Source organism: Pseudomonas sp. Sample_11 (assembly GCF_004307505.1).
Taxonomy (GTDB): domain Bacteria; phylum Pseudomonadota; class Gammaproteobacteria; order Pseudomonadales; family Pseudomonadaceae; genus Aquipseudomonas; species Aquipseudomonas atacamensis.
Window position 1 is genome coordinate 27,679 of the sequence record NZ_RCOD01000046.1, and the last position, 16,614, is coordinate 44,292.

At 59.2% G+C, this 16,614-nt stretch carries 17 protein-coding genes; 6 read left to right on the plus strand and 11 right to left on the minus strand.

The window, feature by feature from the left end; all coding sequences use genetic code 11:
• Positions 1-90: 90 nt before the first annotated feature.
• Positions 91-1,410, minus strand: coding sequence for a PAS domain-containing methyl-accepting chemotaxis protein (locus D8U60_RS11415; RefSeq protein ID WP_130900159.1), 1,320 nt, complete (start codon positions 1,408-1,410; stop codon positions 91-93).
• A gap of 721 nt (positions 1,411-2,131) precedes the next feature.
• Here D8U60_RS11415 and D8U60_RS11425 point away from each other — a divergent pair.
• The gene (locus D8U60_RS11425) at positions 2,132-2,539 is read left to right on the plus strand and encodes a GNAT family N-acetyltransferase (RefSeq protein ID WP_122700277.1); all 408 of its coding nucleotides are present in this window, start codon (positions 2,132-2,134) and stop codon (positions 2,537-2,539) included.
• 81 nt (positions 2,540-2,620) lie between these two features.
• Here the strand turns inward: D8U60_RS11425 and def are convergent, their stop codons facing one another.
• From def to D8U60_RS11440, 3 genes are all read right to left on the minus strand, one after another.
• Complete coding sequence (gene def / locus D8U60_RS11430) at positions 2,621-3,160, minus strand: peptide deformylase (protein WP_016773546.1); 540 nt, start codon at positions 3,158-3,160, stop codon at positions 2,621-2,623.
• Complete coding sequence (locus D8U60_RS11435) at positions 3,157-4,113, minus strand: YihY/virulence factor BrkB family protein (RefSeq protein WP_130900160.1); 957 nt, start codon at positions 4,111-4,113, stop codon at positions 3,157-3,159. Before D8U60_RS11435 ends, def begins: the two co-directional genes overlap by 4 nt.
• A 163-nt stretch (positions 4,114-4,276) precedes the next feature.
• Positions 4,277-4,468, minus strand: coding sequence for a CsbD family protein (locus D8U60_RS11440; RefSeq protein ID WP_016775518.1), 192 nt, complete (start codon positions 4,466-4,468; stop codon positions 4,277-4,279).
• A 194-nt stretch (positions 4,469-4,662) separates the two neighbouring features.
• On the opposite strand from D8U60_RS11440, the gene D8U60_RS11445 reads away from it, so the two are divergent.
• Positions 4,663-5,040 (plus strand): hypothetical protein, encoded by a 378-nt coding sequence (locus D8U60_RS11445; RefSeq protein ID WP_016775519.1) that lies wholly within the window; start codon positions 4,663-4,665, stop codon positions 5,038-5,040.
• A 162-nt stretch (positions 5,041-5,202) separates the two neighbouring features.
• On the opposite strand, the gene fadD1 is transcribed toward D8U60_RS11445, so the two are convergent.
• Together fadD1 and fadD2 are read right to left on the minus strand one after the other, a co-directional pair.
• Entirely contained in the window at positions 5,203-6,900 is a 1,698-nt protein-coding gene (fadD1, locus tag D8U60_RS11450) for a long-chain-fatty-acid--CoA ligase FadD1 (protein ID WP_024014053.1), read from the minus strand.
• A 349-nt stretch (positions 6,901-7,249) separates the two neighbouring features.
• Positions 7,250-8,938: a long-chain-fatty-acid--CoA ligase FadD2 gene (gene fadD2 / locus D8U60_RS11455; protein ID WP_024014054.1), complete on the minus strand. Its 1,689-nt coding sequence runs from the start codon at positions 8,936-8,938 to the stop codon at positions 7,250-7,252.
• 225 nt (positions 8,939-9,163) lie between these two features.
• Between fadD2 and D8U60_RS11460 the strand changes: the two genes are divergently transcribed.
• Both D8U60_RS11460 and D8U60_RS11465 read left to right on the plus strand, forming a co-directional pair.
• Positions 9,164-10,108 (plus strand): alpha/beta hydrolase, encoded by a 945-nt coding sequence (locus D8U60_RS11460; RefSeq protein WP_016773543.1) that lies wholly within the window; start codon positions 9,164-9,166, stop codon positions 10,106-10,108.
• Between the two features lie 44 nt (positions 10,109-10,152).
• Entirely contained in the window at positions 10,153-10,623 is a 471-nt protein-coding gene (locus tag D8U60_RS11465) for a MaoC family dehydratase (RefSeq protein WP_003227420.1), read from the plus strand.
• Between the two features lie 140 nt (positions 10,624-10,763).
• Here D8U60_RS11465 and D8U60_RS11470 read toward each other — a convergent pair whose 3' ends face one another.
• Positions 10,764-11,231 carry a PA2169 family four-helix-bundle protein gene (locus D8U60_RS11470; protein ID WP_016773542.1) on the minus strand — a complete coding sequence of 156 codons (468 nt, stop codon included), beginning with the start codon at positions 11,229-11,231 and terminating at the stop codon, positions 10,764-10,766.
• Positions 11,232-11,437: 206 nt separating this feature from the next.
• Here D8U60_RS11470 and D8U60_RS11475 point away from each other — a divergent pair, with 206 nt between their 5' ends.
• Positions 11,438-11,674, plus strand: coding sequence for a DUF3820 family protein (locus D8U60_RS11475; RefSeq protein WP_003227425.1), 237 nt, complete (start codon positions 11,438-11,440; stop codon positions 11,672-11,674).
• A gap of 30 nt (positions 11,675-11,704) precedes the next feature.
• The gene (locus D8U60_RS11480; protein WP_130900161.1) at positions 11,705-12,886 is read left to right on the plus strand and encodes an aminotransferase class V-fold PLP-dependent enzyme; all 1,182 of its coding nucleotides are present in this window, start codon (positions 11,705-11,707) and stop codon (positions 12,884-12,886) included.
• Here D8U60_RS11480 and D8U60_RS11485 read toward each other — a convergent pair.
• From D8U60_RS11485 to zwf, 4 genes are all read right to left on the minus strand, one after another.
• A complete protein-coding gene (locus D8U60_RS11485; protein WP_130900162.1) occupies positions 12,883-13,455 on the minus strand; it encodes a hypothetical protein in 573 nt (190 codons plus the stop codon). The two genes, D8U60_RS11480 and D8U60_RS11485, sit on opposite strands and share 4 nt — an antisense overlap.
• Before the next feature lie 171 nt (positions 13,456-13,626).
• Positions 13,627-14,292 (minus strand): bifunctional 4-hydroxy-2-oxoglutarate aldolase/2-dehydro-3-deoxy-phosphogluconate aldolase, encoded by a 666-nt coding sequence (locus D8U60_RS11490; RefSeq protein ID WP_016773539.1) that lies wholly within the window; start codon positions 14,290-14,292, stop codon positions 13,627-13,629.
• Positions 14,293-14,309: 17 nt separating this feature from the next.
• Entirely contained in the window at positions 14,310-15,023 is a 714-nt protein-coding gene (gene pgl, locus D8U60_RS11495) for a 6-phosphogluconolactonase (RefSeq protein WP_130900163.1), read from the minus strand.
• Positions 15,010-16,476, minus strand: a complete 1,467-nt coding sequence (gene zwf, locus D8U60_RS11500) for a glucose-6-phosphate dehydrogenase (RefSeq protein WP_016773537.1) — start codon at positions 16,474-16,476, stop codon at positions 15,010-15,012. Before zwf ends, pgl begins: the two co-directional genes overlap by 14 nt.
• Positions 16,477-16,614 lie beyond the last annotated feature (138 nt).

Consider the following 16,614-nt stretch of genomic DNA (forward strand, 5'->3'; position numbering starts at 1 on the left):
GGCGTCGTATCAGAAAGACATGTGCTGGCTGACATAACGCTTTCGCGAGCAGGCTCGCTCCCACATTGGCTATTGGTGACGTTGAACAGCTCAGTTCAATTGCAGGGTTTCATTGAACTGACTGATCGCATCCACCACATGCCGCGAGCCCTGCTGAATCTCGAGGATTACCTCGCCCGCCTCGTTCGCCAGCTCCACGCCCAGCCCGGTGCGGCTCAGGCTCGACTGCATGCTCGACACTGCGCTCAGCGACAGGTCGTGGTTCTTGCGCACCACGTCGACAATTTCCAGAGTGGCCTGACTGGTCCGCGCGGCGAGGCTGCGCACCTCATCGGCGACGACGGCAAAACCGCGTCCATGCTCACCGGCACGCGCCGCTTCGATCGCGGCATTGAGTGCCAGCAGGTTGGTCTGATCGGCAATGCCGCGAATGGTCTGGACGATGGTGCCGATGATGTCCGACTGTTTGCTGACCGCATCGATGCTCACCGCCGCTTCGTTCAGATCGCGGGAAATGTCCTGAATGATCTGCACGGTCTGCTGCACGACTTGTGAGCCTTTTTGCGCGCAGGCGTCGTTTTGTACCGAGGTGCTGTGGGCCGATTCCGCAGCGTTCTGCAGGGTGGTCATCTGCTTGGTGATGTCGCTGGCGAACTTGACCACTTTGTACAAGCGGCCCTTGGCGTCGAACAGCGGGTTGTACGAGGCTTCCAGATAAACCATCTGCCCGGACTTGTTCTTGCGCTCGAAACGGTGCGAGTGATATTCGCCGCGATTGAGCGAAGCCCAGAACGCTTTGTACTGCGCAGATTCGGCTTCGGCGCGGTGACAGAACAGGCTGTGGTGCTGGCCGACAATTTCAGGGTGCGCGTACTGCATGGTCTGCAGAAAGTTGTCGTTGGCGCGGATGACATGGCCTTCGGGGGTGAACTCGATCACCGCCATGGAACGGCCGATCGCCGCCAGCATGGCTTCTTCTTCATGTTCTTTGTTGATGCGCGCGGTGATGTCCGCCGCGACCTTGATCACACTTCTGACCTGTTTGTCGGGCCCGAACACCGGCATGTAGCTGGCTTCAAGCCAGATCTCCCGGCCGCTCTTGTTCAGGCGCAGAAAAGTGCCGCTGAACGGTTCACCACGGGCCAGGTCACGCCACAACTTCGCGTAGTCCTCGCTGCGATAAAAGCTTTCTTCGCAGAAGATCCGATGGTGTTTGCCGCGCACTTCTTCGGCGCTGTAGCCCATGGTCTTGCAGAAGTTCTCATTGGCGTCGAGAACGATGCCGTCCGGGGTGAACTCGATCATCGCCATCGAGCGGCTGATTGCCTCTATTTTCGCGTTGGCCTCGGTCAGCGCACAGCTGAAACGCTCGATTTCCCGCAGGTCAGCCTTGTGATGTAGGTTGAACATGGTTGTATCACCTTCCGCGCGTTCTTTTGATTTGATGAAAGTTCAGGTCTTGCAAGATCCATCACTACGTTCCACAGAACAGGCACACGCCTTCCTCCACGGGAGGAAGTTGTCAGGTGATAAATGATGATCAATCGGAGGGTCCCTGCAGCGACGCTCTGATCAAGACATCCTTTTCTTGATAGCCCGCAAGCGGGCCAGCCCTAACGCGTAGAAGAACTTCCATTTAGATGACGCTCCTTGTTGGTTCAGTGTCGGTGCCTTGGATTGCGCACTCTGGCAGCATGAATCACGGACCAACCTGGTACCGCCGCCCTGTTGGCATGACGGTCGACATGGTTAGTTACCTGCAAAGCATAGCCATCCCGACGCCGGGCGCAAGGCCACTAGTCGGCCAGTATCTGGCATTTTTTGCACAAGAAACGGTTCAGCGCGGGAGACAGTGTGGCGAAAACGGGCGTTTTCGCCAGCGAAGCGGAAGCCCGCGAAACGGGCTCCCGTAGGGATTGCTTAATGGCCGAAGATGTCGACCTTCTTGGCTTTCTTCTCTGCGCGTTTTTCGATGGCGGTCTTGGCCGGCTTCTTCTTCGCGGCTTTCTTTGAATCCATACCTTTGGACATGATCGGTACTCCACTCACAGGGGTGTGAGTTCAGGTATACACCTATCCCGAAGCGCGCGTTCTTTTATAATCGGCGCTTTTCGCAGCGACAGCCCGAACCATGTCCGACATCCACTACAGCCAGCTCGACGAATCGTTGTGGCCGCTGATGAACAAGTTCTACCGCAGCCACCAATCCTCGATGAAAGCCGTGCGTGAGGCGCAGTTGTGGGTGGCAAGGCGCGGCGAGATCGTTGCGGCGCTGTGTCTGCGGCCGGTATCCGGTGGGCACTGGCTGACGGGGTTGTTTGTTGATCCGGGGTGTCGCGAGCAGGGAATTGCTGCGCAACTGATCACGGCGGCGGTTGCTAAGGTGGACGAGCCGGTGTGGCTGTTCTGCCATCCGGATCTGCGCGGGTTTTATGAGCGGCGTGGCTTCAGCTTCGATCCGCCGCTGCCGCAGGCGATGGCTGAGCGGTTGAGCCGGTATGCGCGGAGCAAGCCGATGATTGCGATGGGGCTAGTTTGAAGATCAAAAGATCGCAGCCTTCGGCAGCTCCTACACCGATCCCTGTAGGAGCTGCCGAAGGCTGCGATCTTTTGATTCTGGTTAATCGTCAACGTTGGGATCAAGGTCCGGAAACAGCACTTCGGTAAAGCCGAATTTGCTGAAATCGGTAATCCGCGACGGATACAGCCGGCCGATCAGGTGATCGCATTCATGCTGCACCACCCGTGCATGAAACCCCGAGGCCACTCGCACAATCGGCTCGCCCTTCGGATCAAAGCCTTCGTAGCGAATCTGCTGATAGCGATCCACCGCACCGCGCAGGCCCGGCACCGAAAGACAGCCTTCGAAGCCCTCTTCCATCAGCGGATTCAACGGCGTGATCAGCGGATTGATCAGGATCGTCTGCGGCACTGCTTCAGCATCCGGGTAACGCTCGCTGTGTTCGAAGCCGAAGATCACCAGTTGCAGGTCGACGCCGATCTGCGGCGCCGCGAGGCCAACGCCGCCGACGCTTTCCATGGTCTGGAACATGTCATCGATCAATTGCCAGAGCTCGGCGCTGTTGAACATTTCCGGTGGTACCGGCGCGGCGATGCGCAGCAGGCGCTCATCACCCATTTTCAGAATTTCACGAATCATGTTCGGGCTTCGTCAGTGTCCGGCTTGAGCGAATGATCGCGGCCCAGGCCCGAGACGTGTTGTTTGGGGGATTCGTCAGGCTCGCCAGGGGCTTTTTCGCCCTTTTCCTTGCCTTCGGCGGACATGTGCTCGATCACCGCGTTCATCTCCGCGCCGAGCAACAGCACCGCCGCGGAAATATAGAAATACAGCAAGAGCACGATGATCGCCCCGATGCTGCCATACATCGCGTTGTAGTTGGCGAAGGTTTTCACGTAGAAGGCAAACCCCAACGAGGCAAGGATCCACACCACCACGGCCAACACCGAGCCTGGGGTGATGAAACGGAATTCCTGTTTGACGTCGGGCATCACGTAATAGATCAGCGCCACTGCGACCATCATCAGAATCACGATCACTGGCCAGCGGGCGATCGTCCACACCGTGACGATGAAGTATTCCAGCCCCACTTGTGCGGCAATCCAGCCCATCACCTGCGGCCCGAGCACCATCAGCGCAGCGGCGATCAGCAGCATCCCGGCGATGCCGACGGTATAGACGATCGACAACGGGAAACGCTTCCAGATCGGCCGGCCTTCGACTACGTCGTAGGCGGCATTCATCGCGCTCATCATCAGGCGCACGCCGGCAGACGCGGTGTACAGGGCAATCACGATACCGATCGACAGCAGGCCACCCTTGGATTGCTGCAACTGGTCGATCACCGGGTTGACCTGCTCCAGCGCCTGCGGCGGCAGCACCAGTTCGGATTGCAGACGCAGCCAGGAGAAGAAATCCGGCAGGTGCAGGAAACCGATCAGGGCGATCAGGAAAAGAATGAACGGGAAGAGCGAGAACAGCATCTGGTAGGCCAATGCCGAGGCGTAGGTCGACATTTCGTCATCGACGAACTCAGTGACCGTGCGCACCATCACCCGGTGCAGGGGCAGACCTTTCATGTCCGGAAATATCATTCGCGTCTCCTTGCGCCGCAAAAGGTTGAAGTCGTGGCGACTCAGGGGCCGTTTTTTACCTCAAGGTAGCCTACTTGGCGATCCTTCGGCGGATAACCGCAGGGTTCTGATACAAAAACGGCCATCCTTGGATGGCCGCTCGTGTGATTCGTTCAAGGCTCGCTTACGCCTTGTCGACGCCCTTTTTCACAGCGTCCTTGGCGTTGCCGACCGCTTGCTGGGCTTCACCTTTTTTCTCTTGAACCTTGCCTTCGGCGCGCATCTTGTCGTTATCAGTAGCTTTGCCGACGCCTTGCTTGATATTGCCGACGGCTTCGTTGGCCATGCCTTTTACTTTATCGCCTGTGCTACTCATGGTGTTTCTCCGTGAAGCATAAAGGGAAGAAAAGTCATTACGTAACGATTGACCGGTGCGCTTTGCGCCGAGTTTCATTTATTTTGCAGGCATTTCGTCGTGGCATGCAGGTTGCGCTTTATGTTTGCCGGCGTTGCCCCGAGAATGCTCAGCCTACGGGCGCTGAGCCCGGCACACCGATTCGCAGGAATGTCATGAAGCTCAATAAAACCCAGGCCATCGCCCGTCGCAACCAGGAACTGGGCGGCGCCGTGCTCGGCACCAACAACTGCCACTTCGCCGAACTGAACCGTAACCGCAACATCTGGTGGTTCGACCTGCCGGTGTCGCGTCTGGCCATCGGTCAGTACGAGTGGATTCACTTGCTGCTGCACACCCCGGCCACCGATGAGTTGCTGCACCTGAAAGTGCCGACGGTGTTCCTGCGCGAAAAGCTCGAAGGCCTGGTGATTCGCAACGAAGGCAAGCGCAAGGCAGCGCTGAGCCTGGAATTGAGTGCGGACAAGGATTCGTATCTGCAGGACATGCGACCGGCGGGGACCAATGTGAATTTTGCGCCGTTTCGTCAGTAGGATTTGCACTTGATCGCTCCCACGCTCTGCGTGGGAATGCATCTCGGGACGCTCTGCGTCCCTGCAGTGCTGGACGCGGAGCGTCCGGGGCGGCATTCCCACGCAGAGCGTGGGAACGATCAGTTCACCAACAAAAAGCCCCGCATCTGCGGGGCTTTTTATTTACGCGGCAGACTTGGCCTTGATCTTCTTCAGCTCTTCATCCCGCAATTCGCGGCGCAGGATCTTGCCGACGTTGGTAGTCGGCAGCGCATCGCGGAATTCCACCGAACGCGGCACTTTGTAGCCGGTTACGTTGGCGCGCATGTGGTCCATGACCTGTTCTTTGGTCAGGGTCACTCCCGGTTTGGCGACGATGAAAATCTTGATCGCCTCACCCGACTTCTCGTCCGGCACGCCGATCGCCGCACACTGCAACACGCCCGGCAAAGTCGCCAGCACGTCTTCCAGTTCGTTCGGATAGACGTTGAAGCCAGACACCAGAATCATGTCCTTCTTGCGATCAACGATGCGCATGTAGCCGTCCGGCTGGATCAGCGCGATGTCACCGGTTTTCAGCCAGCCGTCGCTGTCGAGCATTTCATCGGTGGCTTCCTGACGCTGCCAGTAACCCTTCATCACTTGCGGGCCCTTGACGCACAGTTCGCCGATCTCGCCCAGCGGCTGCTCGACACCGGCATCGTCGATGACTTTGCACAGGGTCGACGGTACCGGAATGCCAATGGTGCCGATCTGGATGTGCTGGATCGGGTTGACCGTGGCCACCGGGCTGGTTTCGGTCATGCCGTAGCCTTCGCAGATGGCGCAACCGGTCACGGCTTTCCAGCGCTCGGCCGCCGCCAGTTGCAGGGCCATGCCGCCGGACAGGGTGACTTTCAGCGCGGAGAAATCCAGCTTGCGGAAACCTTCGTTGTTGCACAGCGCCACGAACAGCGTGTTCAGACCGACAAAACCGCTGAACTTCCACTTCGACAGTTCCTTGACCATCGCCGGCAGGTCGCGCGGGTTGCTGATCAGAATGTTGTGGTTGCCGATCAGCATCATCGCCATGCAATGAAAGGTGAACGCATAGATGTGATACAGCGGCAGCGGCGTGATCAGGATCTCGCAGCCTTCGTTGAGGTTGGAGCCCATCAGCGCCTTGCATTGCAGCATGTTGGCGACCAGGTTGCGGTGCGTCAGCATCGCGCCCTTGGCTACGCCGGTGGTGCCGCCGGTGTATTGCAGCACCGCGACATCGCCGCTGTCCGGGTTGGCTTCGGCCACTGGCTGGCCGTGGCCCTTGCTCAGGACGTCGTTGAATTTGATGGCTTTGGGCAAGTGATAGGCCGGGACCATTTTCTTCACGTACTTGATGACGCTGTTGATCAGCAGGCGCTTGATCGGCGGCAGCAGGTCGGCAACTTCGGTGACGATGACGTGCTTGACGCCGGTTTTCGGCACCACGGCTTCGGCCAGATGCGCCATGTTCGCCAGGCACACCAGGGCTTTGGCGCCTGAGTCATTGAATTGGTGTTCCATTTCCCGCGCGGTGTACAGCGGGTTGGTGTTGACCACGATCAGCCCGGCGCGAATGGCACCGAAGACCGCGACCGGGTATTGCAGGACGTTGGGCAGTTGCACGGCGATTCGATCGCCGGGCTGCAAGTCGGTATGCTGTTGCAGATACGCGGCAAAGGCACCGGACAGCTCGTACAGCTCACCGTAGGTGATTGTCTTGCCGAGGTTGCTGAAAGCCGGTTTGTTGGCGAAGCGTTGGCAGGATTGCTTCAACACTGCCTGAATGTTCGGATACTCGTCTGGATTGATCTCGGCTGCGATTCCAGCCGGGTACTTATCCTTCCAAAAGTCTTCGATCATGGAAGCCCACTCCTCAGCAACGCGAATTCTTCACCGCATTTGATGCGATTATTATTGGTGTGTGTTTTGTATTGGTGAATCCGGCGTTTTACAGGCCGAGAAGTCACAAAGCGCGCCGAGAGTAGCAGCTTTGCCAAGGGTCGACCAGAGCCAAAAGAGGCCCCTACAGTCATATTGATGACTCAAGACTTGCAAGCGGTCATTTTAGAGCAAAAATCCTATTAAACCGTGAAAGCCCCGTAGTCATGGGGTGTAAAAGCAAAAGATCGCAGCCTTCGGCAGCTCCTGCATTTTGGAATGCGTTTCCTGTAGGAGCTGCCGAAGGTTGCGATCTTTTCGCTTGTAACCTTTATGCGATATCCCGCAACTCGCGCCGCAGAATTTTCCCTACAGGCGTCATCGGCAACGACTCACGCAACACGATGTGTTTCGGCACCTTGTAGGCCGTGAAATTCTCTTTGCAGTACGCCTTCAGCTCTTCCAGGCTGACCCCGCTCTCGCGCGCTACCACAAACAGCTTCACCGCCTCTCCCGAACGCTCGTCCGGCACGCCGATGACCGCGCAGTTGGCGACTTTCGGGTGGGCCATGACCACGTCTTCGATTTCGTTGGGGTACACGTTGAAACCGGAGACGATGATCATGTCCTTCTTGCGATCGACGATGCGCACAAAACCGTCCGGGTCGATCACGGCGATGTCGCCGGACTTGAACCAGCCCTCGGCATCGAGCACTTCGGCGGTGGCCTCGGGTTTGTTCCAGTAGCCCTTCATGATCTGCGGGCCTTTGATGCACAGCTCGCCGCGCTCGCCCAGCGGCTGCTCGACGCCGTCATCGTTGATGATTTTCACCAGCGTACCCGGCACCGGCAGGCCCACAGTGCCCAGGCGCGACTGATCGCCGTAAGGGTTGGTGCAGGCCACTGGCGAGGTTTCGGTCAGGCCGTAGCCTTCGGTGATACGGCAACCGGTCATCTGCTCCCAGCGCTCGGCGGTGGCCTTGACCAGCGCTGTACCGCCGGAGTTGGTGAGCTTGAGGCTGGAGAAATCCAGGGTCTTGAAATCAGGGTGATCCATCAGCGCAACAAACAAGGTGTTCAAACCCAGCAGCGCCGAGAAGCGCCAGTTCTTCAGTTCCTTGATGAAGCCGGCGATGTCGCGCGGATTGGAGATCAACACGTTGTGGTTGCCCGACACCATCATGCACATGCAATTCGCAGTGAAGGCATAGATGTGGTACAGCGGCAGCGGCGCAATCATCACCTCTTGGCCTTCGCGCAACAGTGGCTGACCGTCCGGGCCGAGCTGAGCCAGACAGGCGCGCACCTGCTGCATGTTCGCCACCAGATTGCCGTGGGTGAGCATCGCGCCCTTGGCCAGGCCGGTGGTGCCGCCGGTGTATTGCAGCACGGCGATGTCATCGAGGCCGACGTTCAGCGGTTTGATGCCCAGGCCGCGGCCCATGCGCAGCGCGCTTTTGAACGAGGTCGCTTGCGGCAGCGAATACTCGGGAACCAGTTTCTTCACTTTGCTGACCACGGTGTTGACCAGCCAGCCTTTAGCGGTGGGCATCAGGTCGCCCATCTTCGCTTCGATCAAATATTGGATGTCGGTGTCGGGCAGCACTTCCTGGACTTTTTGCCCGAACAGATTCAGGTAGACCAGTGCGCGTGCGCCGGAATCCTTGAACTGGTGGCGCATTTCCCGTGGCGTGTACAGCGGGTTGGTGTTGACCACGATCAGCCCGGCGCGCAGCGCGCCGAACACGGCAATCGGATAATGCAGAACGTTGGGCATCTGCACCGCGATGCGATCCCCCGGCACCAGATCGGTATGGGCCTGCAGGTAACCGGCGAACGCCGCGCTCTGGCGTTCGAGTTCGGCGTAGGTCAGGGTGATGCCCATGCTGCTGAACGCCGGGCGGTCAGCGAACTTCTTGCAGGAACGCTCAAACACTTCAATGACCGACTTGAACTCGCCCATGTCGATGTCCAGCGGTACGCCGGCCGGGCGTTTGTCATTCCAGAAATCAGGTTGCATTGTTCTTGTCCTCTTTACCTGAGCCGATCCGGGAGCCGCTTTCTGTCGTTTCTGCTTCGTCCATGGAAGGCGAAAAGCACAAAGCGGAGCTTCACGGACACTAGCAGCTATGGCCATTGAGGCAAATATGACGCAAGCCCTCATTGATCCCGTGAATCTTCCTGCCGTGGCGTGAGCTGATCAGACGCGCTATACACTGTGGCGATGCTGAGCAAAGGAATCGCCATGACCCACGACACTTTCTGGCTGGACGCGAGTGACCGCAGCCGCCTGTACGTCAACCGCTGGCTGCCGGCCACGCCATTGAAAGCGGTGATTCTGCTGGCCCATGGCATGGCCGAACACAGCGCTCGCTACGCGCGGCTCGCCGACACGTTTTGCGACAAAGACTATGGCGTGTATGCCCCGGATCTGCGCGGCCATGGCCGCACCGCCGACAACGGCACCCTCGGCCATTTCGCCGATGACGACGGTTGGCGCAAGGTCGTCGGCGATCTGGCCAGCCTCAACCAGCATATCGGCCAGCAACATCCCGGCGTGCCGATCATCCTGCTCGGCCACAGCATGGGCAGCTACATCGCCCAAGGCTATTTGTTGCACCACAGTGCCAGTCTGCACGGGGCGATTCTCAGTGGCTCGAATTACCAGCCAGTGGCGCTGTATCGCGCCGCCCGGCAGATTGCCCGGCTGGAAAAACTGCGTCAGGGCGGCAAGGGCCGCAGTGCGTTGATCGAGTGGCTGTCGTTCGGCTCGTTCAACAATAAATTCAAACCGGTGCGCACCCGTTTCGACTGGCTGAGCCGCGATCCGGCCGAAGTCGACAAGTACGCCGCCGACCCGTTGTGCGGCTTTCGCTGCACCAATCAGCTGTGGATCGACCTGCTCGGCGGCTTGCAGCAAATCAGCAAAGCGTCCAATCTCGCGCAGATCGATCCGGGCCTGCCGTTGCTGGTGATTGGCGGCGAATGTGATCCGGTGAGCGAGGGCAAGCGTCTGACAGATCTGGCCAATGCCTTGCGCAGGGCCGGCAGCCAGCATCTGCAACTGAAGATCTACCCGCAGGCCCGGCACGAATTGTTCAATGAAAGCAATCGCGACGAAGTGACCACCGATGTACTCGCCTGGATCGACCAGGCCCTGAGCCACCGGCGCCCACAGCGCAGCGAATAAATTTTTTGTGGATTGACTGAAATCCGTCACAGGAATCGAAACCGATGACCCAGGTTACCAACATCCCTTACGAAGCCCTTGAAGTCGGCCAGACCGCCAGCTACAGCAAGACTGTCGAAGAGCGCGACATTCAGCTGTTCGCCGCGATGTCGGGCGACCACAACCCGGTGCACCTGGACGCCGAGTTTGCCGCCGCCAGCATGTTCAAGGAGCGCATCGCCCACGGCATGTTCAGCGGTGCGCTGATCAGCGCCGCCGTTGCCTGCGAATTGCCTGGGCCGGGCACTATCTATATCGGTCAGCAGATGAGCTTTCAGAAGCCGGTGAAGATCGGCGACACGCTGACGGTGCGCCTGGAGATTCTGGAGAAACTGCCGAAATTCCGCGTGCGCATTGCTACTCGCGTATTCAATCAGCGTGATGAATTGGTGGTGGATGGCGAGGCGGAGATTCTCGCGCCACGTAAACAGCAGACGGTGACGTTGCCGACATTGCCGGCGATCAGTATCGGTTGATCGAAAAGATCGCAGCCTGCGGCAGCTCCTACTTTGGAATTCATTCCCCTGTAGGAGCTGCCGCAGGCTGCGATCTTTGCTTTCCAGACGCGCACAAAAAACGCCAGACAAGCTGGCGTTTTTTTTCAGCCGACTAACTCTTACGAGTTCGCACGAGCCTGGTTACGCAGGGCTTTCACTTGGTCGTGGTTGCGTTGTACGCCGTGGTACTGACGCTCAACCAGATCCTTGATGCCAACCAGATTGTGCTTGTTGATCTTCTCGATCGCTTCACGATAAGCCTTCAGCGCATGGTCTTCACCACGCTCGGCTTCGTTCAGCACAGCCTCTTCGTCTTTACCGGTGAACATGGATTTGACGTCGACCCAGCGACGGTGCAGATCACCGGCAACACTGGTCGAAGTTTCCGGATCACCGCCCAGCGAACGTACCTGAGCCTGCAGCTCGGCTGCTGCGGTGGCGCAATCGGCGGAGCGCTGCACGAACAGGGTTTTCAGTTCTGGGTGCTTGATGTCTTCGGCGCAAGTCTTGAACCCTTCCTGACCGTCCTTGCAGGTTTCAATCAGGTCGTTGAGTACAGAAATGGCTTCTTTATTCATGTCGGTCATTTTTCAATTCCTTGCGATGGGTTGAAGATGCAAGGGATATTGCAGTGTGCGTGCCAGCTTCGCTTCAGGTAAAAACATCTTTGTTTTCAACGACTTAAGAAAGATTGAACCATCTGTATGCTGGTTTTTTGCATGATCTGTCATTTGGCCTGCATGCAGAATGCCTGTATTTTCCAGGCTGTCATGTGAATCGATGAAGCGTGCTGATGAATCCGGAAAAACTCGAACTGCTGATCACCCGCGAGATGCCCTTCGGCAAATACAAAGGGCGGATCATTGCCGACTTGCCTGGCCCCTATCTGAACTGGTTCGCCCGTGAAGGCTTTCCCCACGGTGAACTCGGTGGCCTGTTGGCGTTGATGCAGGAGATCGACCACAACGGCCTGTCCGACCTGCTCGAACCGCTGCGCGCCAAACACGGCAAACCCGCCCCGCGCCACTGACGCGCCCTTCCCTCTTGAGCCTTGCCGACCATGCCTGACAACACCCGCCGCGCCCGTGACGAAGCCTTCTGGCAGACATTCGCCGACCGATACGATGTGCAGCCCGGCCCGGTCAACCTGGAAAACGGTTACTTCGGGCGCATGTCGCGCACGGTGATCGAGGAGTACCAGCGCAATATCGAGCTGATCAACACCAGCAACTCGATTTATGTGCGCCAGCGCTTTGAACAGCACGACAACCTTGAGATCCGCGCGCAACTGGCCGAACTGATCGGCGTGCGCGCGCAAAGCGTGGCGCTGACGCGCAATGCCACCGAAGGCCTGCAATCGCTGATCCGCAATTACAATCGCCTGCAACCGGGCGATCAGGTGCTGATCTGTGACCTTGAGTACGACACGGTCAAAGGCGCCATGCGCTGGCTGGCGAAACAGCGTGGCGTCGAGGTTATCGAGATTACCCACCACCATCCCGCCAGTTTCGACAGCCTGCTGGAAAGCTACCGCGAAGCTTTCACCCGCCACCCGAAGCTCAAACTGATGGCGCTGACCCATGTCACCCATCGCACCGGTCTGGTCATGCCGGTGCAGGCCATCGCCGCACTGGCCAAAGAGCACGGCGTCGACATCATCCTCGACGGTGCCCACGCCCTCGGCCAGATTGAATTTGACCTGCAAGCGTTGGGCATCGCTTTCGCCGGTTACAACCTGCACAAATGGATCGGCGCACCGCTGACCCTTGGCTTCATCTATATCGCCCCGCAGCGTCTGGCTGATATCGATCCGGACATGGGCGAGATGCATTACCCAGTAAGCGATATTCGCGCGCGCACCTCGTACAGCACGCCGAACATCCCGGCGCTGATGACCTTGCCGCTGGTGTTCGAAGAGCACGACGCCCTCGGTGGCGCCGCAGCCAAAAGCCCACGCCTGAATTACCTGCGCAACTTGTGGGTCAGCCGGGTCCGGCACCTGCCGGGCATCGAGGTGCTGACGCCGGACGACCCGCAACTGTATTGCGGGATCACCGCGCTGCGCTTCACCCGGCATACCGATCAACAGGCCATGGCCGAGCGTCTGCTCAACGAATTCAACCTGTTCACCGTGGTGCGCACCGGCGCCGCGTGCGGGCCGTGCATTCGCATCACCCCGGGGCTGACCACCACGGCTGGCGAGATGGAGCAGTTGGTCCACGCATTGAACCAGCTGCGCTAGAACGGCACACCGGAGTTTTTTTCGTAGCCTTCAAGACCCAACTGCGCCGACACGGCGAAGGTGTCGATGCCGAGGGTCAGGCTGGCGAAGGCGCCGTCTTCAAGATCGGCGCCGGCGATCGGCTGCAATACCAACTGCAAGGCGTCCTCGGCGGCACCTTCACAGCCGCAGCGGCCTGAGAGGTGCAAGGTCCCGGCCCAGGCCTCGTGGTGAGCTTGGGCTCCTGCTTCGTCGCCGGGAATGAATACGTTCAGCCTCAGGCAAGCAGCGCCGTGCGCAGGTCGATCCGGATAGACACTGGTGAAACGGACGATGCCATGGCTATCAGTCGATTGACTGCCGCCCAGGCTGGTGTCGCCATCGACACGCTGTTGAATGCGCACCAGCGCGCCGATGACTGGCTCGCTGGTCATCGCATCGACCAGCGACAGACGCAGGATCAGCGGCAGGCCTTCGACCCCCTGGGTGATATTGCGCACTTGAGATTCAGCTGCGGGGCGGCCGAGGGGAAGTTGCTGCGGTTGATAACGGGATTGTGGTGTAAGGGTCAGAGACTGACAGTCGTCCATGAGGCGTTCTCTCTTCCATAAGATGGACGCAGATTAACCCCGTGAAAAAGCCAGCGTGCAGTAACTATGTATCGCGGCATGTACCGGCAGTTTTTTCAGCGCAAAAAAAAGGTGCGCCGACCAAGCGCACCATAAAGCCGTAAAGCACACAACGAGGTGTAGGGGTAAAGATCAGTCCAGCAGCGCCAGGGCCTCGGCGGTGCATTCCTGAATGCGCGCCCAGTCGCCGTTCTTGATCCACTCCGGATCAAGCATCCAGCTACCGCCCACGCACATGACGTTTTTCAGCGCCATGTAGCTCTTGATATTGGCCGGGCCGACGCCGCCAGTCGGGCAGAACTTCACTTCGCCGAACGGGCCGCCGAGCGCCTTGATTGCCGCCACGCCACCGCTGACTTCCGCCGGGAACAGCTTGAAGCGGCGATAGCCCAGACCGTAGCCTTCCATGATTCCCGAGGCGTTGCTGATGCCCGGCAACAGCGGAATCGGGCTGTCGACGCTGGCTTCGAGCAGGTCACGGGTGATGCCCGGGGTGACGATGAATTGCGAACCGGCCGCTTCCGCCGCTGCGAGCATGTTGCGGTCGAGCACGGTGCCGGCACCGGTCATCAGTTCCGGACGCTGTTCACGCAGGATCTGAATGGCCTTGAGGCCGAACTGCGAACGCAGGGTCACTTCCAGCGCGGTCAGGCCACCGGCGGCGAGGGCGTCGGCCAGTGGCAGCACGTCCTGTTCGCGGGCGATGGTGATCACTGGCAGGATCCGCGCCTTGGCGCAGAGACTGTCGATCAGGGCAACTTTGTCCGCCATGGAAACGGTCGGGGATGGGGTTGTCATAGCGGCTGTTCCTTGGCTCATGGGCACCAGTAAATCTCTAACGTAGGTTGCAGAAACGCGCGCACCGGCATGGCCGCAACGTCATCGGATGCCAGCGCGGCATTCAGGGTGGTCAGTTTCGATTGACCGGAAATCGACAGAATCTTGTGCCGGGCCGAGGCCAGCAGTGCGCGGCTCATGGTCAGGCGCTGACGTGGCACGCTGGGCGCCAGCATCGGCCAGCAACGGCGTGTGCCATCGGCTTGCAGGGCTTCGGCGAGGTTCGGGCTGTCGGGGAACAGCGACGCGGTGTGACCGTCATCGCCCATGCCCAGTACCAGCACGTCGATCGGCGGCAGTTCGCCGAGCAGACGATCGGCCTGTTCCGCAGCCTGCTCGACGTTGGCCGCCGCGCTGTAGAGGCTGAGGAACTGTGCCTTGGCTGCCGGGCCGTTGAGCAGATACTGCTTGAGCAGGCCGGCATTGCTGTCGGCATGTTCCACCGGCACCCAGCGTTCGTCGGCCAGGGTCACGACGACCTTCGACCAGTCCAGCTCCTGCTTGGCCAGGTGCTGGAAGAACGCTACCGGGCTGCGCCCGCCGGACACCACCAGCACCGCGTTGCCGCGTGCAGCAATGGCGTCGCTCAGTTGCTTGGCAACGTTCAGCGCCAGACCTTCGGCGAGCAGCACCGGGCTGTTGAATTCGCGGGCAGTCACGCCCGTCGGCAGTTGCACATCAGATATCGCCATACCACGACCTCCCGTCCCGCGTGATCAAAGCAATGGAGCTCATCGGCCCCCACGACCCTGCCGCATACGGCTTGGGCGCGTCACCGGATTTCTTCCACCCGGCGATCAGCTGGTCACACCACTTCCACGCGGCTTCGATTTCATCTTTACGGACAAACAGGTTCTGATTGCCGTTCATCACTTCCAGCAATAACCGCTCGTAGGCATCGGGGATCCGCGCGCTACGCCAGGTGTCGGAGAAATTCAGTTGCAGCGGCCCGCTGCGCAGTTGCATACCCTTGTCCAGGCCCTGCTCTTTGGTCATCACGCGCAAGGAAATGCCTTCGTCCGGTTGCAGGCGGATGATCAGTTTGTTGCTGATCTGCAGACGCTGCTCCGGGGCGAAAATGTAGTGCGACGGTTCCTTGAAGTGGATGACGATCTGCGACAGCTTCTGCGGCATGCGCTTGCCGGTACGCAGGTAGAACGGCACGCCGGCCCAGCGCCAGTTGCGGATGTCGGCACGCAGGGCGACAAAGGTTTCGGTGTCGCTCTGGGTGTTGGAATTCGGTTCTTCGAGGTAACCCGGAACGGATTTGCCTTCGCTGTGGCCGGCGATGTACTGGCCGCGCACCACTTGCGTGGTCAGGCCTTCCGGGCTGATCGGCGCGAGCGCCTTGAGCACTTTCACTTTCTCGTCACGGATGCTGTCGGCGGACAGGTCGGCCGGCGGATCCATGGCAATCAGGCAGAGCAGCTGCAACAGGTGATTCTGGATCATGTCGCGCAGCTGGCCGGCTTTGTCGAAATAGCCCCAACGGCCTTCGATGCCGACCTTCTCGGCCACGGTGATTTCCACGTGGGAGATGTAATTCTGGTTCCACTGGGTTTCGAACAGGCTGTTGGCGAAACGCAGGGCGATCAGGTTCTGAACGGTCTCTTTGCCCAGGTAGTGGTCGATGCGGTAGGTGCGGTCTTCCGGGAAAAACTGCGCGACGGCGTCGTTGACCTTGCGCGACGACTCCAGGTCAGAGCCGATCGGTTTTTCCAGCACTACACGGGTGTTTTCGGCCAGACCGACTTTCTCGAGGTTCTCGCAGATCGCGCCGTACACCGCCGCCGGAGTAGCGAAGTAGGCAATCATGCGCTGGCTGCTGCCGGCCAGTTCCGCCAGCGCCACGTAATCCTCAGCCTTGAGGAAGTCGACATGCAGGTAGGTCAGGCGCGCGAGAAAGCGCTCGGCTACGGTTTCGTTCAGCTCTTTACCGACGTAACGGCGCAATTCGGCGGCGATGAACGCCATGTGCTGCTGCTCGCTGCCGGGCTCACGGGCCAGCGCGATGATGCGCGTGTCCTCGTGCAGCAGGTCGGCACCGTCTAGGTGATACAGGGCAGGAAACAGCTTGCGCAGGGCCAGATCGCCAAGCGCGCCGAACAAGGCAAAGGTGCACGGTTCAACCGTAATGGAAGGCATGATGTTTGTTCTTTTATCAAGTTAAGCTACAAATACCTTTTTTCAAGGCATCACTCAAGGGAAAATGTAGTAATAACCACAACATTTTCGCAGAATACTCAATCCGAGTGGTGGTCGCCCGGACGCATCAGTAGGATA